This window comes from Oceanicola sp. 22II-s10i (assembly GCF_002210105.1).
Lineage (GTDB): Bacteria > Pseudomonadota > Alphaproteobacteria > Rhodobacterales > Rhodobacteraceae > Pseudooceanicola.
The window spans coordinates 248482-273401 of sequence record NZ_AQQU01000007.1 but is presented as its reverse complement, the minus strand read 5'-3'; the positions used below and the strand labels follow the sequence as shown (position 1 = coordinate 273401).

Below are 24920 nucleotides of genomic sequence, written 5' to 3'. Positions count from 1 at the left end.
ATCGACTTGCGCGGGACCGAGGCCAGCAGGCCCGAGGTGTAGGGATGCTGCGGCGAGATCAGGACGTCATCGGTTTTCGCGTCCTCGACGACCTGACCGGCGTACATGGTGATCATGCGGTCGCAGACTTCCGCCACGACCCCGAGGTTGTGGCTGATGAAGATCAGCGAGGTGCCACGATCCGCGACGAGCTTCATGATCAGGTCGATGATCTGGGCCTGGATCGTGACGTCGAGCGCCGTCGTCGGTTCGTCCGCGATCAGCAGCTGCGGCTCGCAGGCCAGAGCAATGGCGATCATGGCGCGTTGGCGCATCCCGCCGGAGAGGTGATGCGGGTATTCCTCGGCGCGCTTCTGCGGCAGGGGGATGCCGACATCGGCCAGAGCCTGAATGGCCCGCGCCTTGGCTTCCTTCTTGCTTATCTTGAAGTGCGTGATCAGCGTTTCCGCGATCTGGTCACCGACCGTGAAGACCGGGTCGAGCGCCGTCATCGGCTCCTGAAAGATCATCGAGATGTGCCGCCCGCGCAGCTTGCGCAGTTCCGGTTCCGGCAGCGCGCCGATCTGGCGGCCCTCGAAGCTGACGTCGCCCTCGGACCATGCGATGCCGTCCGGCAGCAGACCGAGCAGCGACAGCCCCGTCACCGTCTTGCCGGACCCGCTTTCACCGACCAGCCCGACCGTCTCGCCCCGCGCGACGTCGAAGCTGACGTTGTCCACGACACGGTTCGACCGCCCGCGCCCGGCGCGGAAGTAGATCGACAGGTCGTTCACCGACAGCAGCGGTGCGCGTGTTGCAGAGGGGTTCAGGACCTCGGCCCCGGATACCTGCGTGTTCATCCCGTGGATCCTCCGTATCTCGCGGTCGACAGTTGGGTTCCGGGCATCCGGACTGCTTTGCCATTCGGCATTTTATCATGTTCTTTCATTTGGTTATGGTTGACTCTTGATCCGCTTGACCGCATCTTTCCCGACGCGCGGACCCGCGCGGCAGGAGGAGGATGCAACCAATGAACAAACCCGCCACAGGCACCGTGATCCCGCGTGCCGGCTATGACTTCACCCCGCGGCGCGACAAGTTCGACCGCAAGGCGGAGGAGCGGATGATGGGCGTCATCGGCGGCGATGCCGCGCTGTTTCGCGGCGGCATCGACCCGGCGGCCTTCATTCCGCATGCCATCAAGGAGGCCGTGCGCAACGGCATCAGCTCGGATGGCATGGTGAACATGATGCAGCACATCGTGGTCGAGCAGATGGTCGGTCTGGACGATGACATCGACATCACGGGCGGCGTGGCCGAGGCGACCGAGACGCCGCGCGGCATCGTCTGGGTGGCCGACACGGATTACCGCACCGCGGGCGAAGCCAGGGGCGTCCTGACCCGCCGCACTGCGCTGATGACGGACCCGACGCAGAAGGCCGATCCGACCGCGCGCGGCACCATCCCGCGCCCTGAACCGGCGATCACCGATCCCGAGGGGTTGCGCACCGTCGCGACCGTCACGGTCACGCCGGACGAGACGATCCTCTACTGCGGCGGGCACGGGAACCGCATCCACACCGACCTCGACTTCGCCCGCAACGCCGGCTACAGGGCGCCGATCATCGGCGGCAGCCACGGCGTGCGCTACATGACCGCCGCGCTGTGGCGGGAATTCGCGCCGAGCGAGTTGGACATCGACGTGATGTTCCGGCGCCCGATCTTCTGGGACGACACCTTCGACGTCCGCGTGAAGGAAGAGGGCGGCCGCCCCGTGGCCATGTGCACCGCGCGCGACGGCAAGGTGATGAGCGAGATACGCATCAACCACATGGCCTGACGGCCTGCGGGCGGCGGGATCACCCCGCCGCCTGCCGTATGTATGGGTGGCCTTCACCCTCAGCTTTCGATCCAGACTTCGTTGAACTTCGGCTTGCCGAGGATGTTCGGCTCCCACCCCTTAACGTTGGGGCGGTGGATGACGATCTGCGGCTGGAACACGATCGGCAGTTCCATCGCCAGCTCGCGCTCCATCCGGGCCGCCTGACGGATGTTCTCCTCGCGCTTGGCGGGGTCGATCTCGGACTTGGTCGACTCCAGCAGCGCGGTGAACTCTGGCGAGGGCTCGGCCTTGCCTTTCATGTAGTAGGACGTCTTGTGGTAGAGCAGGTTCATCGACAGCGCGACGTCCGGCCGCCCGGTCCATGCGGACATGAAGACGTCGCCCGCGTGGTCGTTCCAGTCCTTGCCCATCTGGGGGACCGAGCCCGACTTGAAGGTCATGCGGAAGCCCGCAGCCTCCAGCATGGACGACACGACCTCCATCCGCTGCTGTCCCGGCGGGTTGGCGTAGAAGCAGAAGGTGATGTCGCACCCGTCCGCATAGCCCGCCTCGGCCAGCAGCGCCTTGGCCTTGTCCGGGTCGTAGGTGTAATGGCTCGCCGCCTGCTCGTCGTAGCCGGGCGAGTCCTTGGGGACGCACATGTTCGCGATCTCGCCGAGGCCGGAACAGATGACCTGGTTGAAGGCGTCCTTGTTGACCGCGTAGTTGATCGCCTGCCGGACGCGCACGTCCTTGAGCGGGCCGTTCCGCTGGTCGCTCATGTTGAAGTAGAGCTTGTGGAAGTAGAGCGAGGTGCCGACGAACATCTCGAGGTCCGGGTTCCCCTTGAGCTGGTTCACCTGAAGCGTCGGGACGTAGTGCATGAAGTTGTTCTGACCCGACAGGACCGACCGCACGCCGGTTGAGGTGTCGGTGATGATGTTGATCACCATCCCGTCCAGATACTGCTTGTCGGATTCCCAGTAGTCCTCGAACCGCTCAAGTTCCACGTTCGACGCCTCGTTCCACGCGGTGGCGCGGAACATGCCGGCCCCGGCGGGATTGCGGTCGTGATCCTCGCCGCGTTCGGCACGGGCGGTCGGCGAGGCCATCATGCCGACCCGCTCGGTCAGCGCCATGACCAGTGCGGCGTCCGGCGTGTTCAGCAACATGACGGCGGTGTGCGGATCACGCACCTCGACCTCGCGCACCGTCTCCAACAGGTTGGAGATCCGGGTCCGTGGATCGTTCTTGGCGAAGTCGACGTTGCTGCGCACGGCCTCGGCGTCGAAATCGGTGCCGTCGTGGAATTTCACGCCCTTCCGAAGGTTCAGGACGAGGGTCGTCTCGTCCTCCCATTCCCAGCTTTCGGCGAGGCCGGGCAGGGGCTGCAGGTCCGGGGTCGACCGGATCAGCGTGTCGTAGATGTTCCACAGCACGTTGGAGTCGGTGGCCGTCCGGCTGGTCGCCGGGTCGAGCGACGAGGGGTTGGCGTAATGCGCGAAATGCAGCACGCCGCCCTTCACCTGCGCCTGCGCCCAGCCGGGCGACAGCGCGGCGGAACCGGCGGCTGCGGCGGCCGTCATGGCCATCATCTCGCGACGGGTCAGGCGGGTAAACCCGCGCGCCCCGTTTGGTGCGGTCTTGTCTGTCATGGTGTCCTCCCTTGCCCCGTTCGCGCGTACATCGCTCGATTCGAGGTGGGCAAAGGGTCACCGGCGGCAGGCTGTTCCGTGGCATGCAGGCCCCGGAATATCACATTCGTGAAGCTGGTATTCCATATGCGCGACAGGTGTTTGACAGTGTCAACCTGTTTGGGCCTCAGTCTGGCAACTGCGGAAAACCATTCCATTTGTTGCCGCTTCCTCGCGGAGACAGTCGCGGGGTCCAGGTGGTGGGCCGTGGTATTCCGTCTGCGGAACACGTGCCGGACGCGGTGGTCCCCTCCGTTCCGCCCGACACATCCGAGGCGAATGGCGGGCTTTCTTTGACCCGCGCGACCCGGCGGTCCTACGCTGCCGCCCAGTTCGAAACATGCGCGCGGCGCAGGTCTGGGAGGATGAAAATGGCGGACACTCTGCTGAAGGAAAACCGGGATGGGCTGCTCATCCTCACGATGAACCGGCCCGACCGGCGCAACGCGATGGACCCCTCGCTGACGCAGGGCCTGCGTGAGGCAACCGCCGAGGCGGCGGAGGATCCGAACGTGCGTGCCGTCATCCTGACCGGCGCGGGGGGGCACTTCTGTGTCGGCGGCGACGTCAAGGCGATGAACGAGGGCCGCGGGCGCGACATGCCCTTCGGCGAGCGCCTGCACCAGCTGCACGACCGCATGAGCGCCTCGCGCTACCTGCACGAGATGCCGAAACCCACGATCGCGGCCATCGACGGCAACGCGGCGGGGGCTGGCCTGTCGCTGGCGCTGGCCTGCGATTTCCGCATCGTGGCCGAGAACGCCAAGCTGACGACGGCCTTCGCCAAGGTCGGCCTGTCGGGCGACTACGGCGGGACGTATTTCCTGACCCAGCTTCTGGGCGCGGCCAAGGCGCGCGAGCTTTACCTGCTGTCGCCGATCCTGTCGGGGATCGAGGCCGGACAGCTCGGCCTTGCCACCCGCGTCGTCCCGGCAGGCGAGGTGCAGGCGGCGGCGCTGGAGATGGGCACGCGTCTGGCGGAAGGGCCGACGGGGATCCTCGGCCGGATCAAGCAGAACATCGCGCTGGCACAGGGCGGCGGCAGCCTGCGGGACTGCTTCATGACCGAGGCGCGCAATCACTCGGAAAGCTCGCTGACCCACGATCACAAGGAAGCGGCGGCGGCCTTCGTCGAGAAGCGCAAGCCGGTGTTCAACGGAAGCTGAGGAGACGGACATGAGCGACGAGAAAATCATCCTGTCGGAAACCCGCGATGGCGTGACGACGATCACCCTGAACCGCCCCGACCGCCTGAACGCATGGACGCGCGAGATGGCGGGCGACATGCATGCTGCGATGACGGCGGCGGGGACGGACCCGGACACCCGCGTCATCGTCATAACCGGCGCTGGCAAGGGCTTCTGCGCGGGCGTCGACATGGCGGGGCTGCAGACCACCGCCGCGACCGGCGTTTCGGCCAGCCGGTCGGAACCGCACCCCTCAGCGGCGGCGTTCCAGGACGACCGCTGGCCCGAGATCGGCGAGGATTACAGGGGCCGGTTCGGCTATTTCTATCACATCCCCAAGCCGATCATCGCCCGCATCAACGGCGCCTGCGCGGGCATCGGCCTGTCGCTGGTCCTGCACTGTGACATGCGCTACGCGAACGAGGCGGCGAATTTCTCGACCGCCTTCGCCGCGCGCGGGCTGATCGCGGAACATGGGCTGGCATGGATCCTGCCGCGCATGATCGGCGAGGGGAACGCGCTGGAACTGCTGCTGTCGGCCCGCAAGTTCAGCGGTCGCGAAGCGGCGGAGATGGGCATGGTCAATGCGGCGGTGCCGATGGACCAGTTGGACGACCGTGCGCTCGGCATGGCGCGGCTGCTGGCGACGCAGGTCTCGCCCCGGTCGATGGCGGTCATCAAGCGGCAGGTCCGCGCGGGCCATCACCAGACCTTTGGCGAGAGCCTCGCGCTGGCGGATGCCGAGATGGACAAGAGCCTCGGCAATCCCGACATCAAGGAAGGCGTGCGCAGCTACGTCGACCGGCGATCTCCGAATTTCGTGAGCATCTGAAGGCGGTTCCATGGCGATCTTCATGCGGCAGATCTGCCTTGTAGCCGAACATCTGCATCCGGCGATCGACGATCTGTCCGAGGTCTTCGGCCTCGCGCCGGTCTTCGTCGACGAGAAGGTGGGCGATTACGGGCTGGAGAACACGCTGCTCGGGATCGGCACGCAGTTCCTCGAGGTCGTGGCGCCCCTGCGGGACGGCACGGCCGCCGGCCGCTATCTGCAGCGGCGCGGGGGCGATGGCGGCTACATGGTCATCGCCCAGACCACCGAACAGGCGGAACAGGACCGCGTCCGCGCCAATGCGGCGGCAAACGGCGTCCGCGTGGCGATGGAGCGGGACGGCGGCAGCTACAAGATGATGCAGCTGCATCCCGGCGATATGCGCGCTTCGTTCTTCTCGGTGCCCTTCATCGAGGGCGGCGATCCGGCGGGAACATGGCCCTTCGCCGGGTTCGACGGCTGGCGTGACAAGGTGACGGCGGATCGCGTGACGGCGATGACCGGGGCGGAGCTTCAGGCGGAGGACCCGGAGGCGCTGGCGGCGCACTGGTCCGCCGTGTCGGGCTATCCGGTGGAACGGCGGGACGGGGTGCCGGTGATCGTGCTGGCGAATGCCGACCTGCGGTTCGTGGAGGCTGTCGACGGGCGCGGTGACGGGTTGGGCGGGCTCGACCTGAAGGTGCGGGATCGGGCGACCGTGGTCGCGGCGGCGCGGGAGAAGGGGCTGATGACGGGGCCCGACTGCGCGATGATCTGCGGGACGCGGTTCTACCTGCGGTGAGGGTTTGCGCCGCCTCCGGCGTCGCGCATGTGGCCGCCTGACCGGCCATCGAGGCCGGTCAGGCGGCGTTGCCTCCGGCGGAAGTATTTTCAGCCAGAGGAAGCAGGGGAACCTGTGCCCCTCAGGCGGCGTCGAGGATGGCGGCGAGGGTGTCTTCGGAGACCGGGACCGGGTTCGCCTTCATTGACGAGGAAGCGGCGGCGTCGCGGGCGGTGGCCTGCGGATCGAGCGGTGTGACGCATAGGGTGGCGAGGTCGGGCAGGCCATTGTTGGTGGCCCATGTGTCCAGCGTTTCCAGTGCCTTATCTGGCGAAGTTGAGAAGGTCCGCGCGATCATGGCCGTGATCTCGTCAATGCGGTCGGTGGAGTGACCGTTGGCCGTGAGAGCCGCGCGGTTGGCGCGCAGGACAGGAACCAGCAGGCGGCCACATAGCGCGCCGTGCGGGGCCGGATGGCGGCCACCCAGCACTCCGGCCAGACCGTGAACGGCGCCGAGGCCGGCGTTCGACAGTGCGATGCCTCCCGTCAGGCTGACATGGGCGAGGGCGTCGCGCGCCGCCGGGTCCTCAGCCTCCATCAGGCGGCGCAGGGCAGCGAGGCCCTGCGGGATGGCGGCGCGGCAGAGCGCGTCCGTGAAGGGTGTCGCGCGGGACGAGAGGTAGGGCTCGATCACCTGAACGACCGCGTCGAGGCCCGAGGCCAGCGTGACCGCGCGGGGAGAATGGTCGGTGAGGGCGGGGTCGACAAGCGCGACGTCCGGGATCATCCGGTCGTCACGCAGGCTGACCTTGCGGGCATGCTCCGGCACGCCGATCACCGCGTTGCGCGTCGCCTCGGCCCCGGTGCCCGCCGTGGTGGGTATGGCGACAAGCGGCAGGGGCGCTTGGTCGAGGGGCAGGCCGCGGCCGACCACTTCGAGGTGGTCGAGTGGATCGCGTGAGGACGGGACCAGCGCAGCGAGTGCCTTGCCGAGGTCGAGGACCGAGCCGCCGCCGATCGCCACGATCACATCGGGTGCGAAGGGGCGGGCACGGTCGAGCGCGGCGGTCAGGGCGGGGAGGTCCGGCTCGCCGTGGTGGCGGAGCGTCAGCACCTCGGCGCGGGCGCTGAGCGCCGCCTCCAGCCGGTCCGCGCCGGGAGCAGAGCCGCGCACCAGCAGGATGCGACGACCGAGCCCCGAGATCAGCTCCGGTGCGGTGTCCGCCGCGCCACGGCCGAAGATCGTCCGGCCGGGCATGAGGATCGTCCAGGCCATCGCCTAGAACGCCAGCGTCGCATCGACCGCGCGCCGCCAGCGGGCATGGCGGGTGCTGCGGGTCTCTTCGTCCATCGCGGGGGTGAAGCTGCGGTCGAGCGCCCATGTCTCGGCAAATCCCGCCATGTCGGGATAGACCCCCGCGCGCTGTCCGGCGAGCCATGCGGCGCCCATGGCGGTGGTTTCCAGCACCTTCGGCCGGTCGACCTGCGCGCCGAGGATGTCCGACAGGTATTGCATCGCCCAGTCCGACGCGCTCATCCCGCCGTCGACGCGCAGCGCGGTGTCGCCGGTGCCGGTCCAGTCGGCGCGCATCGCGTCCAGCAGGTCGCGGGTCTGGTGCCCGACGCTTTCCAGCGCGGCGCGGGCGAATTCTGCGGGGCCGGAGTTGCGGGTCAGGCCGAAGACCGCGCCGCGGCACTCCGCGTTCCAGTAGGGCGCGCCGAGGCCGGTGAAGGCGGGGACGAGGACGAGGCCCTGACCCGCATCCGCGCGTTCGGCCAGCGGCTGCGTCTCGGCGGCGTCACGGATGATCTTGAGCCCGTCGCGCAGCCATTGCACCACGGCCCCCGCGATGAAGATCGACCCCTCGAGCGCGTAGGTGGGCTGGCCGTCCATCTGGTAGGCGATGGTGGTCAGCAACCTGTTGGTTGAGGTCACTGGATCGGTGCCGGTGTTCAGCAGCGCGAAGCATCCGGTGCCGTAGGTGGATTTCATCATGCCCGGCGCGAAACAGGCCTGACCGATGGTCGCCGCCTGCTGGTCGCCCGCCATGCCGAGGATCGGGATTTCGCCGCCGAAGAGGTCGGGCCGGGTGGTGCCGAAATCGGCGGCGCAGTCGCGCACCTCGGGCAGCAGGGACATCGGAATGTCGAGCATCGCGCACATCTCGTCCGACCAGCGGCCCTTGCGGATGTCGTAGAGCAGGGTGCGCGCCGCATTGGTGGCGTCCGTGACGTGAACCTTGCCGCCGGTCAGGTTCCAGACCAGCCAGCTGTCCACCGTGCCGAAGGCCAGTTCACCCTTTTCGGCCCGCGCGCGGGCGCCTTCGACATTGTCCAGAAGCCACGCCAGCTTGGTGCCCGAGAAATAGGGGTCGAGCAGGAGGCCCGTCGCCTGTGTCACGGCGGGTTCGTGCCCCGCCTCCTTCAGTGCGCGGCAGGTCTCGGCGGTGCGACGGTCCTGCCATACGATGGCGTTGGCCAGCGGCTTGCCGGTCTGGCGGTCCCAGAGCAGCGTGGTTTCGCGCTGGTTGGTGATGCCGATGGCGGCAATGTCGCCGGGGCGCAGTCCGGCCTTCTCGATGGCGGAGCGGCAGGTGGCGGCGGTGGTGGACCAGAGGTCGGAGGGATCGTGCTCCACCCAGCCCGATGCAGGGAAGTGCTGGGTGAATTCCTGCTGGGCCGTGGCGACCACGGACAGGGCCTTGTCGAACAGGATTGCACGGCTCGACGTGGTGCCCTGGTCGATGGCGAGAATGTAACTCATTTCAGCGTCCTCCCTGCCGTGAACTGTGGCCTTGGGGGCGCGGGAAGTCAACGCCGGGTTGCGTGAACATCCCGGCGTTAGTGTAATGATTTTGCTGAATAATCAGATCATCTGGCGGCTTCGGGGAAGGCGGGAAGGCGGTCGATGTGGCGCGGGTCGTGCTGGACGACCAGAACCGCGCCCAGATTGTCCGCGAGGGTGGTCATCCGGGCCATCGAGGCAAGGCTGTCGGCACGGTCGAAGTTGAAGCCGGGGACGCCGTTCCCGTCGATCTGTTCGGCGAAATGCACCACGTCGCCGGACAGGAGAACCGGGCCGGTTTCGGGCAGGTTGACCAGCAGCGCGGTTTCGCCCGGCGTGTGTCCGGGCATGGCGAGCATCACCACGCTGCCATCGCCGAACACGTCGTGATCGCCCGGCACCGCCCGGACCCGCGCGCCGCCGGACACCCAGGGGGCGAGCGTTTCCGGCACCACGAAACCCCCGGCCCAGTCGGGCAGCGGGCCGCTCAGCACCGTCCAGTCGGCCGCGCCGATGAGCAGTTCGGCCTGCGCGAACGCGGCGGCCTGACCGGTGTGGTCGAAGTGGTAATGCGAAATGCCGACCTTTGTCACATCCGAGGGGGCGATCCCGATCTCGGCCAGTTGCGAGGGCAGGTCGCTCTCGAGGCTGGGGGCGAGCACGTCTTCCGACGCGGGCGCGCCGATCAGCGCGGCAGGAAAGCCGGTGTCCCAGATCATCACCTCTCCGCCGTGGCGGATCGCGTAGCAGCTGTTGGTCAGGGTCATGCTCTGGCCGGGATAGGCCATCGTGTCGCTGAAAAGGTTGAGATCGCGGACCTCGATGCTGCCGCAGTCGAGACGCCAGAGCGCGGTTTCGGCGGCAGGGGCCAGACCGGGCAGGACGGTCGCGGCGGTCAGGGCGAGGGGGGCGATGAAGCGGTTCATTCGGGATCTCCGACTGGTTGCAATGGACCGAAGATGCACGGCCAGAGGATCGCCCGAGGGCCGGGAATGCCTGAAGATGAGCCCGAAACGCTCGATCGGGCATTTTCCCGGCGCGCGATACCGGCGTAAGCTCGGGCCATGAAACACGACACCCAGACAGACGACCTGAGCCTGCGGGCCGAGCTGATGCGCCATTTCGCGGATGTGTCCCTCCAGCACGGCGGCGGCACGCGGCACGAGGGGCCGGGCGCGTTCACCTATGCCTGTCTCAGTCGCGAGAAGCTGACATCGATCACGATGCCGAACCCCGTGCTCGGGATCGTCCTGCGCGGCGCCTAGGAAGTCTGGCTGGGCGATACGCCGCACCGGATGCCTGCGGGCACGCTTTTCGCCCTGCCGCGCGGGGTGCTGATCGACGTGCTTAACATTCCGGACGAACGGTCGGGCTACTACCAGTCGCTGCTGATCGAGGTCTCGGAACTGCCGCAGGGCGTCGCGCCGCTGACGGCGGAGGAGGCGCGGAAGCCGGGGCAGGTGGCGGATTTCTCGATCCCGTTGACGCAGGACCTGGTGGATGCGGTCGGCAACGCCCGGCGTGAACTGCGCGATCCGGCGGCGCGGGCCGAGGTCTGCCGTCACCGGGTGGCCGAGATCCTGCTGCTGCTGCGCCGGGTGCCGCAGGCGCGGCCGTTGTTCTGGCAGACCCTGCCAGACCGGATCGGCTGGCTCGTTCGCAGCGATCCTGCGGCGGTCTGGACGGTCGAGGAGATGGCCGGTCGGATGGGCATGGGGGCGTCGACGCTCAGGCGGCATCTGGCGCAGGCCGGCCAGTCGTTCCGCGATATCGTCCGCGCGGCACGGATGGAGGCGGCGCGGGACGCGCTGGCGCAGGGCGCGCCTGCCGGGGTCGCGGCGGAACTGGCGGGCTATGCCAGCCGGTCGCATTTCGCACGACGGTTCCGCGAGGCCTTCGGCACGACGCCTGCGGAATTTGCCTGACAGCCGCGAAATGACCCACGAACAAAAGACGGGGCCCCGAAGGGCCCCGCAAGGGAGGGTAGTTTCGTGACAGCAGCGATTACTGCCAGGACTTGATGAGTTCGTCGTAGGACACCGTCTTCGGCTCCTCGTCCTCGTTGTCCTTCTTGGCTTTCGGCGCGCCCGGCGCATCCAGCCATTCCTGCGGATCCTTCGGCTCGTTCATCTTCGGGCCGAGGTCGCCCTGAACGCCTGCGCGCTCAAGCCGTTCCAGCACCCGCTCCTGATCCGCGCAGAGCGAATCCAGCGCTTCCTGCGGGGTCTTGGCACCGGACATCGCGTCGCCGATGTTCTGCCACCACAGCTGCGCCAGCTTGGGATAGTCGGGCACGTTGGTGCCGGTCGGCGACCACTGGACCCGTGCAGGCGAGCGGTAGAATTCCACCAGGCCGCCCAGTTTCGGCGCGCGGTCGGTGAAGCTCTGGTCCTGGATGGTGGATTCGCGGATGAAGGTCAGACCCACGTGGGACTTCTTCACATCCACCGTCTTGGAGGTGACGAACTGGGCATAGAGCCATGCGGCCTTGGCCCGGTCGATCGGCGTGGACTTGAGCAGCGTCCAGGAGCCTGCGTCCTGGTAACCGATCTTGGTCCCTTCCTCCCAGTAGACCCCGTGGGGCGAGGGGGCCATGCGCCATTTCGGCGTGCCGTCCTCGTTCAGCACGGCATCCGCGCCGTCGCCCACCATGTCGGCGGTGAAGGCGGTGTACCAGAACATCTGCTGCGCGATGGAACCCTGCGCTGGGACCGGTCCGGCCTCGCCGAAGGTCATGCCGGCAGCGGCGGGCGGCGAGTATTTCTGCAGCCATTCGATCGCCTTGGTCACGGCGTAGACGGCGGCGGGGCCGTTCGTCGCGCCGCCACGGGCCACGCAGGACCCGACGGGCTGGCTGTTCTCGTTCACCCGGATGCCCCATTCGTCGACCGGCAGGCCGTTCGGCTCACCCTTGTCGCCCATCCCGGCCATGGACATCCACGCATCGGTGTAACGCCAGCCGAGCGAGGGGTCCTTCTTGCCGTAGTCCATGTTGCCGAAGACGCCATCGGCAGGGCCGCCCGCATAGGACATGTCGCGGCCGGTGAAGAACTCGGCGATGTCCTCGTAGGCCGACCAGTTGACCGGAACCCCGAGGTCGTAGCCGAACTGGGCCTTGAAGTCCTCCATGGTCTTGGGATCGGTGAACCAGTCGTAGCGGAACCAGTAGAGGTTCGCGAACTGCTGGTCGGGCAGCTGGTAGACCTTGTCGTCCGGCCCGGTCACGAAGCTGAGGCCGATGAAGTCCTGCAGGTCCAGCGTGGGCGAGGTCACGTCCGCGCCGTCGCCCGACATCCAGTCGGTCAGGTTGTGGGCCTGCTGATAGCGCCAGTGGGTGCCGATCAGGTCAGAGTCGTTGATATAGGCGTCATAGACGTTCTGGCCGGACTGCATCTGGGTCTGCAGCTTCTCCACCACGTCGCCCTCGCCGATCAGGTCGTGGGCGATCTTGATGCCGGTGATCGCGGTAAAGGCGGGCGCCAGCACCTGGCTTTCGTATTCGTGGGTGGTGATGGTTTCCGACACCACCTTGATCTCCATCCCCGCGAAGGGCTGGGCGGCGTCGACGAACCACTGCATCTCGGCTTCCTGATCCGCGCGGGACAGCGTGGAAAGGTCGCCGATTTCAGCATCCAGGAACGCGCGTGCCGCGTCCATGTCTGCAAAAGCGGCGCTGCCGAGACAAGACAGCGCAACCGCCAAGGCAGTTGTTGATTTCAGGGACAAGTTCATATGGTCCTCCCGTTGTAGAACTTGGTTTCTGCGAAGGCGGCGCGGGTCGGTTTCCTAGGCCTTTTTCCCGCGTCGCCGGATTTCCTTCCCTAGACCCAGCGGAACACCGCTGCGGCATAGATCAGGCAGACCGCCATGGCCCATGGCTGGTTCTCCCCGACCAGCCCGAGCCATGCGAGGTTGATGAAGGCGCTGCCGAGCAGCGTGATGAACAGCCGGTCCCCGCGTGTCGTCTCGATCCCGAGGACGCCGGTGCGCGGGGTTTCCGGGAAACGGATCGCGAGGAAGGTGAAGACGATCAGCAGCGAGGCGATGACGGCGAAGAAGATCGCGGTCGGCCATGTCCATGCCATCCAGTCCATTACGTCCACCCTCCGAATGTGAGCGCCGCGCTCTGGTTCACACCCTGGTCCGGGCGACCAGCCCGGACCGCGCCCTTCCCTCCCCACGGGAGGGCGCCTTGGCGATGTCGTTGCCCGTTCAGCCGTCGACCGGGGCTTTGGGGATAAACCGCTGACCACAGGCGGCCCGAGGCGCCCGCCCAGGGAAGGGCGCGATCCTCAGCGCTGATGCCCAATGTCGCCATCACACCCTCCCCAGGGCAAAGCCCTTGGCGATGTAGTTCCGCACGAACCAGATTACGAGCGCGCCGGGCACGATGGTCAGCACCCCCGCTGCCGCCAGCACGCCCCAGTCGAGCCCCGAGGCCGACACGGTGCGCGTCATCGTCGCCGCGATCGGCTTGGCGTCCACGGTCGTCAGCGTCCGCGACAGCAGCAGCTCGACCCACGAGAACATGAAGCAGAAGAACGCCGCGACCCCGATGCCGCTCGCGATCAGTGGCATGAAGATCTTCACGAAGAACCGCCCGAAGGAATAGCCGTCGATATAGGCCGTCTCGTCGATCTCCTTGGGCACGCCGCGCATGAAGCCTTCGAGGATCCAGACCGCCAGCGGCACGTTGAACAGGCAATGCGCCAGCGCCACGGCGATGTGGGTGTCGAACAGGCCCACGGACGAATAAAGCTGGAAGAACGGCAGCGCGAAGACCGCCGGCGGGGCCATGCGGTTGGTCAAAAGCCAGAAGAACAGGTGCTTGTCGCCCAGGAAATGGTAGCGCGAAAAGGCATAGGCGGCGGGCAGGGCGACAGTCACCGAGATCACCGTGTTCATCACCACGTAGATCAGCGAATTGACGTAGCCCATGTACCACGACGGGTCGGTCAGGATCACCGCGTAGTTCCGGAACGTCAGGTCGCGCGGGTAGAGCGAGAAGCCCCCGAGGATCTCGGAGTTGGTCTTCAGGCTCATGTTCACCAGCCAGTAGATCGGCAGCAGCAGGAACAGCAGGTACAGCGTCATGACGACGGCCTTGCCGTTCACGCGGGGCAGAGCGCTGGCCTTGGCGGGGGCGAGGGCAGTGGCGTCGGCCATCTCAGTTCCCCTTCCGGTCGAGGTTGGTCATCACGGTGTAGAACACCCATGAGATCAGCAGGATCACGAGGAAATACATGATCGAGAACGCCGCAGCCGGCCCGAGGTCGAACTGCCCGAGCGCCATCTTCACGAGGTCGATGGACAGGAACGTCGTCGCGTTGCCGGGACCGCCGCCGGTGACGACGAAGGGCTCGGTATAGATCATGAAACTGTCCATGAACCGCAGCAGGATCGCGATCATCAGCACGCCCGCCATCTTGGGCAGCTCGATGTAGCGGAAGACCTTCCAGCGGCTGGCTTGGTCGATCTTCGCCGCCTGGTAGAAGGCGTCGGGGATCGACTGAAGACCCGCATAGGCCAGCAGCGCCACCAGCGAGGTCCAGTGCCAGACATCCATGACGATCACGGTGATCCATGCGTCAGCGACGTTCTGGGTGTAGTTGTAGTCGATCCCGAGCGCGTCGAGCGTGTAACCCAGCAGACCGATGTCGACCCGGCCGAAGATCTGCCAGATCGTGCCGACCACGTTCCACGGGATCAGCAGCGGCAGCGACATGAGGACGAGGCAGAAGCTGGCCCAGAACCCGCCCTTGGGCATGTTCAGCGCGATCAGGATGCCGAGCGGCACCTCGATGGCGAGGATGACGGCGGAGAAGATCATCTGCCGCCAGAGCGCGTCCCACATCCGTTCCGAGCTGAGCATCTCGTCGAACCATTCGAGGCCCGCCCAGAAGAACTGGTTGTTCCCGAAAGTGTCCTGCACGGAATAGTTCACCACGGTCATCAGCGGGATGATGGCCGAGAAGGCGACCAGCAGCAGGACCGGCAGGACGAGGAACCACGCCTTGTGGTTGGTGGTCTTTTCCATCACGCGGCTCCTCGTTGGGGCTGGTCGGAGCGGCAGGACACTGCGCCGTCATCCTCGGGCCTGACCCGAGGACCTCCCGACGCAGTGACAACGTCAACCTCGGCCTCGACCGCGCCGTGGTGATGCTGCGCGATGTACCATGAGGTCCTCGGGTCAGGCCCGAGGATGACATCTCTCTGTTCAGCCGCCGCCCTCATCACGCCGCCCTCCCTTCAGGCGCGACGCGCCAGTCGTCAGCGTAGACGTTCACATGCGCCCCGTCGAAGACGACCCGCGCGGTATCCGCCGCAACCTCGTCGTTCTCGCCCGCGATGATGTTGATGTCGTGCCCGAAGAACTCGGCCCGGACGATCTTGTGGCGGCCCACGTCCTCGACCCGGCGGACGCGCACCGGCATCCCTTCGGTCGCCGACAGCCGCGCGTATTCGGGCCGCACGCCGATCTCGACCTTGCCCGACAGCGCGCCGTAGCCATGCGGCAAAGCCATCTCGGCGCCGTTGATATAGGCCGTCCGCCCTTCGACCTTGGCCGGGAACACGTTCATCCCTGGCGAGCCGATGAAGTAGCCGACGAAGGTATGCTCCGGCGTCTCGAACAGCTCCTGCGGGGTGCCGATCTGGACGACGCGGCCGTCGTGCATGACGACGACGCGGTCGGCGAAGGTCAGCGCCTCGGTCTGGTCGTGGGTGACATAGATCATCGTGTGCCCGAACTGCCGGTGCAGGCTCTTGAGCTGGGTCCGCAGTTCCCACTTCATATGCGGGTCGATCACCGTCAGCGGCTCGTCGAAGAGCAGCGCGTTGACGTCCTCGCGCACCATCCCGCGACCCAGCGAAATCTTCTGCTTGGCATCCGCCGTCAGCCCGCGGGCCTTGCGGTCGAGCTCCGCCTCCATCCCGATCATCGCCGCGATCTGCGCGACGCGGGCCTTGATGTAGTCGGGCTTCGCGCCCCGGTTCTTGAGCGGAAAGGCGAGGTTCTCGCGCACCGTCATCGTGTCGTAGACGACGGGGAACTGGAACACCTGCGCGATGTTCCGCTCGGCGGTCGGGGCATGGGTCACGTCCTGCTCGCCGAAGAGGATCCGGCCCTCGGACGGGGCCAGCAGGCCCGAGATGATGTTGAGCAGCGTGGACTTGCCGCAGCCCGAGGGCCCGAGCAGCGCGTAGGCCTCGCCGTCCTGCCAGACATGGGTCATCTTCTTGAGCGCATAGTCGTCGTCGCCCGCGGGCCGGGGCAAGTAGGAATGCGCGAGATTGTCGAGGGTTATGCGGGCCACTTCATCCTCCTCACGCGGCTTCGGCGTAGGCTGCGGGCGCGACCAGACTGCCGTCCGCGCCGAAGACATAGACATGCGACGGATCCAGCCAGACCGTCACCTCGGCCCCGTGGTCGAGGTCATGAACCCCGTGGATCTGCCCCACCCAGCGTTCGCCGTGATGGTCGAGGTGCACGAAGGTTTCCGACCCGGTCAGTTCTGTCACGCTGACGGTCGCCTTGAACCGCATCGCGCCGGGCGTGTGCTGGGTGATCTCGATATGGTTGGGGCGGAATCCGGCGGTGTAGCGGCCATCGGGCAGGCTGGCGAGCTTGCCGGTCGCCTCGGCCGATTGACCGTCGCCGAACATCAGCCGCGCGCCGGTCTTCGACACCTGCAGGAAATTCATCGGCGGATCGCTGAACACCCGCGCGGTCGTGGAGTCGACCGGCTTGCGATAGACCTCGGGCGTGGGGCCGAACTGCGTGACCCGGCCTTCCCAGAGCGTGGCGGTGTTCCCGCCGAGCAGCAGCGCCTCTTCGGGTTCGGTCGTGGCATAGACGAAGATCGCGCCGGAGGCGGCGAAGATGCGCGGGATCTCGATCCTGAGTTCCTCGCGCAGCTTGTAGTCGAGGTTCGCCAGCGGCTCGTCCAGCAGGACCAGCCCCGCGTCCTTGACCAGCGCCCGCGCCAGGGCGCAGCGCTGTTGCTGGCCGCCCGACAGCTCCAGCGGCTTGCGCTTGAGCATCGGGGTCAGCTTCATCATCTCGGCGGTTTCGCGGACGCGGCGGTCGATCTCGGCCCTGTCGATCCCCAGCAGTCGCATGGGCGAGGCGATGTTGTCGTAGACGGTCATGGACGGGTAGTTGATGAACTGCTGGTATACCATCGCGACCTTGCGGTCCTGCACCCGCATCCCGGTGACGTCGGTGCCCTGCCAGTGGATACGCCCCGCGGTCGGCACGTCGAGCCCGGCCATCAGCCGCATGAGCGAGGTCTTTCCCGCCAGCGTCGGGCCCAGAAGCACGTTCATCGTGCCCTCTTCCAGCGTCAGGTCGGTCGGATGGATGTGAGTGTCGCGTCCGACGATCTTGGTCACGCCCTCCAGTTTCAGCGTCATGCCACCCCTCCCGCAGTCCGCGCGGCCATGGGCGCGCTGCGCCGCCGCTCCGTCATCCATTCATCCAGCGCGGCGATCTGTTCCGCGCTCAGCCGCAGCCCCAGCTTGCTGCGCCGCCAGACCACGTCCTCGGCCGTGCGGGCGTATTCGCGGTCCATCAGCCAAGCGACCTCCGCCCCCGTCAGGGTCGCGCCGAAGTCCGGGCCCATCTGGTCCGCCGACGCGGCCCCGCCGATCAGCGCCCGTGCCTCGGTTCCGTAGGCGCGCACCAGCCGCCGGGCCCAGCGGGGCCTGAGGAAGGGGAAGTCCCGCTCCATACCCGCGACCAGCGCGTCGAAGCCGTCCACCGGGAAATCGCCGCCGGGCAGGGCGACGCCGGCGGTCCAGTCGTCGGTCACGCCGCCGAGCTCTCCGCCGATCTTTTCCAGCGCGTGCTCGGCCAGCCGCCGGTAGGTCGTGATCTTGCCGCCGAAGACGTTCAGCACCGGAGCGCCGCCGGACCGGTCGATGCGCAGGGTGTAGTCCCGCGTCGCCGCCGTCGCGCTGCTGGCGCCGTCGTCGTACAGCGGCCGAACTCCGGAATAGGTCCAGACCACGTCATCCGTTGTCAGCGTCCGCGCGAAATAGCGGTTCGCGAAATCCAGCAGGTAATCCCGTTCCTCGGGGGTGCAGACGGGCTTGGTGCCGGGATCGTCATGTTCGGCATCCGTGGTGCCGATCAGGGTGAAGTCCGTCTCGTAAGGTATTGCAAAAATTATCCTTCCGTCGCTGCCCTGGAAGAAGTAGCACTTGTCGTGGTCGTAGAGCCGGGGCGTCACGATATGACTGCCGCGCACCAGCCGCACCCGCTCCTCGGAGTTGGACCGGATCGTGTTGGCGATGATCTCACCCACCCACGGGCCGCCGGCGTTGACCAGCATCCGGGCCCGGTAATGGCTGACGCGGCCGTCCTCGTCCTCCGTCTCGACCGTCCAGAGTCCGTCCTCGGCATGGGCCGACCGCACGCGGGTCCGGGTCAGGATCGTCGCGCCGCGCGCCTCGGCGTCGCGGGCGTTCAGCACCACGAGGCGGGAATCCTCGATCCAGCAGTCGGAATATTCGTAGGCCTTGCGGAACTCCGGCTTCAGCGGCGCGCCTTCGGGCGTGTCCGTCAGGTCGAGCGAGCGGGTCGGCGGCAGGATCTTTCGCCCGCCGAGGTTGTCGTACATGAACAGCCCCAGCCGGATCAGCCAGGCCGGGCGGCGTCCGCGCATCCACGGCATGACCAGCGTCAGCAGGCGCGAGGTCGGCGTGGTGGAATCGAACCGCATGCCGGGGTGCCACGGCAGGACGAACCGCATGGGCCACGAGATGTGCGGCATCGCCCTGAGCAGCGTCTCGCGCTCGATCAGCGCCTCGCGGACCAACCGGACCTCGAAATACTCGAGGTAGCGCAGCCCGCCGTGGAACAGCTTGGTCGAGGCGGAGGAGGTCGCCGAGGCCAGGTCGCCCATCTCGGCCAGCGTAACCGAAAGCCCGCGTCCGGCGGCGTCGCGGGCAATGCCGCAGCCGTTGATCCCGCCGCCGATGACGAACAGGTCCGAGACGCCGTTTTGGGTGGCGGATGACACGTGCGGGGCTCCTCCCAAAGCCGATGTGCCGAAGTCCTGCACGATTCGGGAAAAGAGAAACAGTATTATCTTCGTTTGTGTTCGCTTGGCTTTGCGCGAACATGACGCCAAGGCGCGTCATGTGGTCAGCGGAAACCGCGGAAAGGCCGTTCAATACGTTACGAAATTGCGGGTGAGCCGGCTGGTTTACCGTTCGAACAGCGTTCGGTTGCGTGATCGCGATGTCTGTGAAAATGTTCGCATTGGAAGCAAAGCGAAAATACCCAAGATGTCCCAGACGATCCGCCACCCCGAGATCCTCGAAATCGCCCGTCGCGAGGGCAAGGTGACGGTCGAGGGGCTGGCCGATCACTTCGGCGTCACGCTCCAGACCATCCGCCGCGACCTGTCCGAGCTGTCGGATGCCGGACGCCTGCAACGGGTGCATGGCGGGGCGATCCTGCCGTCCGGCACCACGAACATCCTCTACGAGGAGCGCCGGTCCCTGAACCGCCGCGCCAAGTCCGCCATCGCGCGCGCCTGCGCGGCGCGGGTGCCCGAGGACATCTCGATCTTCATCAACATCGGCACCACGACCGAGGCGGTGGCGCAGGAACTGCTCCATCACCGCAACCTGCTGGTGGTCACGAACAACATCAACGTGGCGACGATCCTGTCGGCCAACCGCGATTGCCGGATCGTGCTGACCGGGGGCAGCCTGCGCCGCACCGACGGCGGACTGGTCGGCAATCTGGCCGAGGACACGATCGCCCAGTTCAAGTTCGACCTTGCCGTCATCGGCTGTTCCGCGCTGGACGCCGAGGGCGACATGCTGGACTTCGACATCGAGGAGGTCGGCGTCAGCCAGACCATCCTGCGCCAGTCGCGCCGGACCTTCCTCGTCGCGGACCACTCCAAGTTCCAGCGCTCGGCCCCCGCGCGGATCGCGGCGTTGTCGGAGATCGACACTTTCTTCACGGACCGGTCGCTGGCTGCCCCGCTGGCCGCGCGCTGCGCCACATGGGGGACGGAAACCGTGGTCAGCCACCCGATGTGACCGCCACGCCGCCGCGACTGCACCCTTTGCGTGCACAACCAGGCCCCCGCGTGCTGACTTGCGCGCACAGTGACGTGAACGCGCCGCTAACTTTCTGGTGCGCTGGAAACAGCCGGTGCTATGCTCTGTCATCGCCCGCGGTCCAGCGGGCCAACAGACATGCGCGCCGCCCGGTGACGCTATGGGGTATGACCGTCAATGTGGCTGAAGTGGATCCGCTCCATCCTTTCCCAACTCATCCTCGCGGCCATCGTGCTGGGCGGGACCCTCGCGATCTGGATCGCCTATGTGCCGGCCGCCCACGGGTGGCTTGAACGGGCGGGCGTCTACGATCTGCTGGGTGTCGAACCCGCCACCGCCGCCGAAGGGCAGGCCCCCGCGGCGCGCGGCGGGCGCGAGGTCCGGGTTGTGGCGGCGGATGTCGGGACCGGCACGCTGAATGACCGCATCTCGGCCATCGGCGACGGCCGGGCCATCCGGTCCGTCGCGGTCAAGGCCGAGGCCAGCGGCAGCATCATCGAGATCGGCGCCGAGGCGGGCCACCAGGTCGAGGCCGGACAGGTGATCTTTCGGCTGGATGCCGAGGCGGAGCGGATCGCGCTGGATCGGGCCCAGCTGATGCTGGCGGATGCGCGCGACAATGCGGACCGGCTGGACCGGTTGAGGCAATCGGGTGCCGCGACCGCCGTGGCCCTGCGGGATGCGGAACTGCAGTTGAGGACGGCGGAACTGGCGGTCCGGCAGGCTGAGTTCGACCTTGCACAACGCGAGATCGTGGCGCCGATCGGGGGCTGGGTCGGTCTGCTGGAAATCGAGATCGGCGACCGCATCACCAATCAGGACACGCTGGCCGTCATCACGGACCGGAGCGAGATCCAGATCGACTTCCGCGTGCCCGAGCGGGTGCTGGCCAAGCTGTCGACGGGCATGAAGCTGACGGCTGTGCCGCTCGCGCTGAACGGCGTGACGCTGGAGGGCGAGGTCGCGGCGATCGACAACCGCATCGACCGCAACAGCCGCACCATCCGCGTGCTCGGGCGGCTCTCCAACGAAGGCGACCGGCTGCGTGATGGCATGGCGCTGTCCGTGACGCTGGCCTTTCCGGGCGAGACATACCCATCCGTCGATCCGCTGGCGGTGCAGTGGTCCAGCGAAGGGCCCTTCGTCTGGATCGTGCGCGAGGACAAGGCGGTGCGCGTGAACATCGAGATCCGCCAGCGCAACGCCGACCGGGTGCTGGTCAGCGGCAAGCTGGAACCGGGCGAGAAGGTGGTGATCGAAGGGGTGCAGACACTGCGCCCCGGTGCCGCCGTGTCGCTGGCCGAACAGGCCGCCGCGCTGAACCTGTCGCGCGGTTCGTCCGCACAGACGCTGTAAGGCGGGGATCGACATGGACTGGCTGTCACGGCTTCTCGGTCGCAGGACCGTTCAGGACGACACCCCCGCCACGCCAGAAGCGCCCCAGGCGACACCGGAGCCGGAGGCGCCGGAACAGCCCAAGGAAACGCTGATCGTCTGGGACGGCGAGGACGAGGCGGTGGTCCGCCGTACGCCTGCGCCTACTCCGACGCCCGAGCCGGAGCAGCTGGCGCCGACGCCGCCTTCCGGACCGGCCGAGGCGTCCAGCCCTGTGCTTCAGGATACGAAAGAAGAAGAGGAACTGGCAGCCCCCGGCGGCGGCACCGCGCTTTTCGTGCGGCGCCCGATCCTCGCCATCGTGCTGTCCTCGCTGATCGTCATCGCGGGGCTGGCCGGTCTGGCGGGTGTCGAAATCCGCGAACTGCCCGACGTCGACCGACCCGTCGTCACCGTCACCACGCAGTATCCGGGCGCTTCGCCCGAAACGGTGGATCAGGAAGTCACCTCCCGTGTCGAGGGCGCTGTCGGTCGTGTGTCCGGCATCCGCACGATCTCGTCCAACTCGCGCTATGGCCGCAGCCGCGTGACGCTGGAATTCAACGACAACGTGGATCTGGACGTCGCCGCCACCGACACACGCGACGCGATGGCGCGGATATCGAACCAGCTGCCCGAGAACGCGGAACTGCCACAGATCGTCAAGGCCGATGCCAACGCCCAGCCGGTGCTTCGCATCGCCGTCACCTCGTCCAACCGGTCCCCGCAGGAGCTGACGCAGCTGGTCACCGACCGGGTCGAGGATCGCCTGATCTCGGTCGAGGGCGTGGCCGATCTTCAGGTCTATGGCGACCGCGAGCCGATCTTCCGCGTCGACATCGACCAGCGCGAAATGGCCGCTCGGGGCCTGACGCTGGCGAACCTGCGCAACGCGCTGCGCAACGTGGCTTTCGACGTGCCCGCGGGCGACCTGTCGGGCGAACGCCAGACGATCAACGTCCGCACCACGGCTCTGGTCGCCACCTCCGAGGCGTTCGAGGCGCTGGAAGTGGCCGAAAACGTCAAGCTGGGCGACCTTGCCTCCGTCTCCCTCGGGCCGGCCCCGAACGAGACGGTGCTGCGCGCCAACGGCAAGACCGGCATCGGGATCGGCATCATCCGTCAGGCGACGTCGAACACGCTTGAGATCTCGACCAACGTGCGGGCCGTCGTGGCCGAGCTGTCACAGACGCTGCCCGATGACGTGGATATCTTCATCACCTCGGACGACGCCAACTTCATCAACGGGTCGATCAAGGAGGTGATGACGACGCTGATCCTCGCCGTGGTCATCGTGATCGCGATCATCTTCCTGTTTCTGCGGGATTTCCGGGCGACGCTGATCCCCGCGCTGACGATGCCCGTGGCGCTGATCGGCACGCTGGCCGCGATCTACCTCGTCGGCTTCTCGGTCAATATCCTGACGCTGCTGGCGCTGGTGCTGGCGACCGGCATGGTCGTCGACGACGCCATCGTCGTGCTGGAAAACATCGTCCGCCGCCGCTCCATGGGCGTCGGCCCCCGCGCCGCCGCCGTGCTGGGCACGCAGGAGGTGTTCTTTGCCGTCGTGACCACCACCGCCACGCTGGCCGCCGTGTTCATCCCGCTGTCGTTCCTGCCGGGGCAGGTCGGTGGCCTGTTCCGGGAATTCGGCTTCACGCTGGCCATCGCGGTCATGTTGTCCTCGGTCGTCGCGCTGACGCTGTGCCCGGTGCTGGCCAGCCGCCTGCTGACCAAGCCGGTGAACGAGAACCCGCGCGGACCGATGGTCTGGCTGGGCAACCGGCTGGCCGGGTTCTATGCGATGACGCTGAAGGGCGCGCTGGCCGCGCCGTTCATCGTGATCCTGATCGCGGGGCTGTTCGCGGTCACCGCCTATTTCATGTCCGGCAGCATCAAGCAGGAACTGACCCCGCGCGAAGACCGCTCCATCGCGCTGCTGTCGATCACCGCGCCGCAGGGCGTGTCGCTGAGCTACACGCTCGGCAAGATGGCCGAGATCGAGGACAAGATCCAACCGCTGCGCGACAGCGGCGAGATACAGAACGTGTTCGCCATCACCGGCTTCGGCGGCAACACCTCGCGCGGCTTCATGGTGATGGCTCTGGCGCCTTGGGAACAGCGGGAACGCAGTCAGGACGCCATCGTCGGCGACATCAACCGTGCGCTGTTCTCGGTCATCGGGGTGCGGGCCTTTGCCATCCAGCCGAACTCGCTCGGGATCCGGGGCGCGGGGCGGGGGCTGTCCTTCGCCGTCACCGGCAACAACTACGGTCAACTGGCCGAGGTGGCCGAGACGCTGGTCGCGCGCATGTCCGAGAACCCCGATTTCGGGCAGGTGCGGCTGGAATACGAGACCACCATGCCGCAGCTTTTCATCGAGATCGACCGCGAGCGGGCGCAGGACCTGGGGATCGACATCTCGGGTCTGGGCGAGGCGCTGCGCGCCGTGCTCGACGGCCAGTCGGTGGGCGAGGTGTTCATCGAGGACACCAGCTTCGACATCCAGATGCTGTCCAGCTCCAACCCGGTCAACGATCCGGGCGATCTGGAGAATATCTTCATCCGCACCGCCGACGGCCAGATGGTGCCCATGTCGACCTTCATCCGCCTGTCCGAACGGGCCGTGGCGCCCGAGCTGAACCGCGAGGGGCAGAACCGGTCGGTCGAGATCTCGGCGGGCCTCGGGCCGAACATGTCGCTCGGCAGTGCGATGGTCGAGGTGGAGCGGCTGGCGGACGAGATCCTGTCCGAAGAGAACCGTATCGTCCCGCTGGCCGAGGCGGCCACGCTTGACCAGACCTCGTCCGGCATGTTCCTGACCTTCGGTTTCGCCATCGTGGTCGTCTTCCTCGTCCTGTCCGCGCAGTTCGAAAGCTTCATCTCGGCGGTGGTCGTCATGTCGACCGTCCCGCTCGGCCTTGCCTGTGCGGCGATCGCGCTGGTGCTGACCGGGCTGACGCTGAACGTCTATTCGCAGATCGGCCTGGTCATGCTCATAGGGATCATGGCCAAGAACGGGATTCTCATAGTCGAATTCGCCAACCAGCTCAGGGACAAGGGGCAGGATCTGCGCGAGGCGATCTTCGAGGCGTCGACGATCCGTCTGCGCCCGGTGATGATGACCATGACCTCGACCGTGCTGGGCGGCGTGCCGCTGATCCTGTCGTCGGGTGCCGGCGCCGAGGCGCGCGAGGCGCTTGGCTGGGTCATCGTCGGCGGGCTGGGGCTGGCCACGATCTCGACCCTCTACCTGACGCCGGTGGCCTACCTGCTGCTGGCCCGCTTCTCCAAGCCCAAGGTCGAGGAAGAAAAACGGCTGGCGCGCGAACTGCGGGCCGCCACGGCCTGAAGCTGAGGCAGCGGTGGCGCGGCCCCGGTCGGGGCGCGCGCCGCCTGTTGATG

21 protein-coding genes are annotated in these 24920 nt (G+C 67.1%); 9 read left to right on the top strand and 12 right to left on the bottom strand.

Annotated elements, in window-relative coordinates:
• Positions 1–839: ABC transporter ATP-binding protein (locus ATO6_RS18155; RefSeq protein WP_088625445.1), on the bottom strand; the 839-nt coding region annotated here is incomplete at its 3' end.
• A 170-nt stretch (positions 840–1009) separates the two neighbouring features.
• Between ATO6_RS18155 and ATO6_RS18150 the strand changes: the two genes are divergently transcribed.
• Positions 1010–1819: a MaoC/PaaZ C-terminal domain-containing protein gene (locus ATO6_RS18150; RefSeq protein ID WP_176440987.1), complete on the top strand. Its 810-nt coding sequence runs from the start codon at positions 1010–1012 to the stop codon at positions 1817–1819.
• A 59-nt stretch (positions 1820–1878) separates the two neighbouring features.
• Here ATO6_RS18150 and ATO6_RS18145 read toward each other — a convergent pair whose 3' ends face one another.
• On the bottom strand, positions 1879–3456 hold the full coding sequence (locus ATO6_RS18145) for an ABC transporter substrate-binding protein (RefSeq protein ID WP_088625443.1): 1578 nt from the start codon (positions 3454–3456) through the stop codon (positions 1879–1881).
• A gap of 410 nt (positions 3457–3866) precedes the next feature.
• On the opposite strand from ATO6_RS18145, the gene ATO6_RS18140 reads away from it, so the two are divergent.
• From ATO6_RS18140 to ATO6_RS18130, 3 genes are read left to right on the top strand one after another with little or no spacing between them, the layout of a single operon-like run.
• Entirely contained in the window at positions 3867–4661 is a 795-nt protein-coding gene (locus tag ATO6_RS18140) for an enoyl-CoA hydratase (protein WP_088625442.1), read from the top strand.
• A gap of 10 nt (positions 4662–4671) precedes the next feature.
• Complete coding sequence (locus ATO6_RS18135) at positions 4672–5514, top strand: enoyl-CoA hydratase (RefSeq protein WP_088625441.1); 843 nt, start codon at positions 4672–4674, stop codon at positions 5512–5514.
• A gap of 10 nt (positions 5515–5524) precedes the next feature.
• Entirely contained in the window at positions 5525–6295 is a 771-nt protein-coding gene (locus ATO6_RS18130; RefSeq protein WP_088625440.1) for a VOC family protein, read from the top strand.
• Between the two features lie 121 nt (positions 6296–6416).
• Here ATO6_RS18130 and ATO6_RS18125 read toward each other — a convergent pair whose 3' ends face one another.
• The 3 genes from ATO6_RS18125 to ATO6_RS18115 form a co-directional block, all read right to left on the bottom strand.
• Positions 6417–7550: an iron-containing alcohol dehydrogenase gene (locus tag ATO6_RS18125; RefSeq protein ID WP_088625439.1), complete on the bottom strand. Its 1134-nt coding sequence runs from the start codon at positions 7548–7550 to the stop codon at positions 6417–6419.
• Positions 7551–7553: 3 nt separating this feature from the next.
• The gene (glpK, locus tag ATO6_RS18120; RefSeq protein ID WP_088625438.1) at positions 7554–9038 is read right to left on the bottom strand and encodes a glycerol kinase GlpK; all 1485 of its coding nucleotides are present in this window, start codon (positions 9036–9038) and stop codon (positions 7554–7556) included.
• Between the two features lie 107 nt (positions 9039–9145).
• On the bottom strand, positions 9146–9985 hold the full coding sequence (locus ATO6_RS18115) for an N-acyl homoserine lactonase family protein (protein ID WP_088625437.1): 840 nt from the start codon (positions 9983–9985) through the stop codon (positions 9146–9148).
• A 138-nt stretch (positions 9986–10123) separates the two neighbouring features.
• Here ATO6_RS18115 and ATO6_RS18110 point away from each other — a divergent pair, with 138 nt between their 5' ends.
• A complete protein-coding gene (locus ATO6_RS18110) occupies positions 10124–10324 on the top strand; it encodes a hypothetical protein (protein ID WP_088625436.1) in 201 nt (66 codons plus the stop codon).
• Between the two features lie 30 nt (positions 10325–10354).
• Entirely contained in the window at positions 10355–10984 is a 630-nt protein-coding gene (locus ATO6_RS18105) for an AraC family transcriptional regulator (RefSeq protein ID WP_088625435.1), read from the top strand.
• A 79-nt stretch (positions 10985–11063) separates the two neighbouring features.
• Here ATO6_RS18105 and ATO6_RS18100 read toward each other — a convergent pair whose 3' ends face one another.
• From ATO6_RS18100 to glpD, 7 genes are all read right to left on the bottom strand, one after another.
• The gene (locus ATO6_RS18100) at positions 11064–12791 is read right to left on the bottom strand and encodes an ABC transporter substrate-binding protein (RefSeq protein WP_088625434.1); all 1728 of its coding nucleotides are present in this window, start codon (positions 12789–12791) and stop codon (positions 11064–11066) included.
• Between the two features lie 89 nt (positions 12792–12880).
• The gene (locus ATO6_RS18095) at positions 12881–13153 is read right to left on the bottom strand and encodes a DUF2160 domain-containing protein (protein ID WP_088625433.1); all 273 of its coding nucleotides are present in this window, start codon (positions 13151–13153) and stop codon (positions 12881–12883) included.
• 223 nt (positions 13154–13376) lie between these two features.
• Positions 13377–14225 (bottom strand): carbohydrate ABC transporter permease, encoded by an 849-nt coding sequence (locus ATO6_RS18090; protein WP_088625432.1) that lies wholly within the window; start codon positions 14223–14225, stop codon positions 13377–13379.
• 1 nt (position 14226) lies between these two features.
• A complete protein-coding gene (locus tag ATO6_RS18085) occupies positions 14227–15096 on the bottom strand; it encodes a carbohydrate ABC transporter permease (protein ID WP_088625431.1) in 870 nt (289 codons plus the stop codon).
• Between the two features lie 196 nt (positions 15097–15292).
• On the bottom strand, positions 15293–16375 hold the full coding sequence (locus ATO6_RS18075) for an ABC transporter ATP-binding protein (RefSeq protein ID WP_088625429.1): 1083 nt from the start codon (positions 16373–16375) through the stop codon (positions 15293–15295).
• 10 nt (positions 16376–16385) lie between these two features.
• Positions 16386–17474 carry an ABC transporter ATP-binding protein gene (locus tag ATO6_RS18070; RefSeq protein WP_088625428.1) on the bottom strand — a complete coding sequence of 363 codons (1089 nt, stop codon included), beginning with the start codon at positions 17472–17474 and terminating at the stop codon, positions 16386–16388.
• On the bottom strand, positions 17471–19084 hold the full coding sequence (gene glpD / locus ATO6_RS18065) for a glycerol-3-phosphate dehydrogenase (RefSeq protein ID WP_088625427.1): 1614 nt from the start codon (positions 19082–19084) through the stop codon (positions 17471–17473). Before glpD ends, ATO6_RS18070 begins: the two co-directional genes overlap by 4 nt.
• A gap of 268 nt (positions 19085–19352) precedes the next feature.
• Between glpD and ATO6_RS18060 the strand changes: the two genes are divergently transcribed.
• From ATO6_RS18060 to ATO6_RS18050, 3 genes are all read left to right on the top strand, one after another.
• Positions 19353–20120: a DeoR/GlpR family DNA-binding transcription regulator gene (locus ATO6_RS18060; protein WP_088625426.1), complete on the top strand. Its 768-nt coding sequence runs from the start codon at positions 19353–19355 to the stop codon at positions 20118–20120.
• Positions 20121–20318: 198 nt separating this feature from the next.
• A complete protein-coding gene (locus ATO6_RS18055; protein WP_088625425.1) occupies positions 20319–21497 on the top strand; it encodes an efflux RND transporter periplasmic adaptor subunit in 1179 nt (392 codons plus the stop codon).
• Positions 21498–21510: 13 nt separating this feature from the next.
• Positions 21511–24867, top strand: coding sequence for an efflux RND transporter permease subunit (locus ATO6_RS18050; protein ID WP_254919198.1), 3357 nt, complete (start codon positions 21511–21513; stop codon positions 24865–24867).
• The last annotated feature ends 53 nt before the right edge of the window (positions 24868–24920 follow it).

Bases quoted from the DNA above. Each gene is read 5' to 3' on its own strand.
- ATO6_RS18150 (WP_176440987.1), top strand. From the start codon at position 1,010: ATGAACAAACCCGCCACAGGCACCGTGATCCCGCGTGCCGGCTATGAC.
- ATO6_RS18145 (WP_088625443.1), bottom strand. From the start codon at position 3,456: ATGACAGACAAGACCGCACCAAACGGGGCGCGCGGGTTTACCCGCCTG.
- ATO6_RS18140 (WP_088625442.1), top strand. From the start codon at position 3,867: ATGGCGGACACTCTGCTGAAGGAAAACCGGGATGGGCTGCTCATCCTC.
- ATO6_RS18135 (WP_088625441.1), top strand. From the start codon at position 4,672: ATGAGCGACGAGAAAATCATCCTGTCGGAAACCCGCGATGGCGTGACG.
- ATO6_RS18130 (WP_088625440.1), top strand. From the start codon at position 5,525: ATGGCGATCTTCATGCGGCAGATCTGCCTTGTAGCCGAACATCTGCAT.
- ATO6_RS18125 (WP_088625439.1), bottom strand. From the start codon at position 7,550: ATGGCCTGGACGATCCTCATGCCCGGCCGGACGATCTTCGGCCGTGGC.
- glpK (WP_088625438.1), bottom strand. From the start codon at position 9,038: ATGAGTTACATTCTCGCCATCGACCAGGGCACCACGTCGAGCCGTGCA.
- ATO6_RS18115 (WP_088625437.1), bottom strand. From the start codon at position 9,985: ATGAACCGCTTCATCGCCCCCCTCGCCCTGACCGCCGCGACCGTCCTG.
- ATO6_RS18110 (WP_088625436.1), top strand. From the start codon at position 10,124: ATGAAACACGACACCCAGACAGACGACCTGAGCCTGCGGGCCGAGCTG.
- ATO6_RS18105 (WP_088625435.1), top strand. From the start codon at position 10,355: ATGCCTGCGGGCACGCTTTTCGCCCTGCCGCGCGGGGTGCTGATCGAC.
- ATO6_RS18100 (WP_088625434.1), bottom strand. From the start codon at position 12,791: ATGAACTTGTCCCTGAAATCAACAACTGCCTTGGCGGTTGCGCTGTCT.
- ATO6_RS18095 (WP_088625433.1), bottom strand. From the start codon at position 13,153: ATGGACTGGATGGCATGGACATGGCCGACCGCGATCTTCTTCGCCGTC.
- ATO6_RS18090 (WP_088625432.1), bottom strand. From the start codon at position 14,225: ATGGCCGACGCCACTGCCCTCGCCCCCGCCAAGGCCAGCGCTCTGCCC.
- ATO6_RS18085 (WP_088625431.1), bottom strand. From the start codon at position 15,096: ATGGAAAAGACCACCAACCACAAGGCGTGGTTCCTCGTCCTGCCGGTC.
- ATO6_RS18070 (WP_088625428.1), bottom strand. From the start codon at position 17,474: ATGACGCTGAAACTGGAGGGCGTGACCAAGATCGTCGGACGCGACACT.
- ATO6_RS18060 (WP_088625426.1), top strand. From the start codon at position 19,353: ATGTCCCAGACGATCCGCCACCCCGAGATCCTCGAAATCGCCCGTCGC.
- ATO6_RS18055 (WP_088625425.1), top strand. From the start codon at position 20,319: ATGTGGCTGAAGTGGATCCGCTCCATCCTTTCCCAACTCATCCTCGCG.
- ATO6_RS18050 (WP_254919198.1), top strand. From the start codon at position 21,511: ATGGACTGGCTGTCACGGCTTCTCGGTCGCAGGACCGTTCAGGACGAC.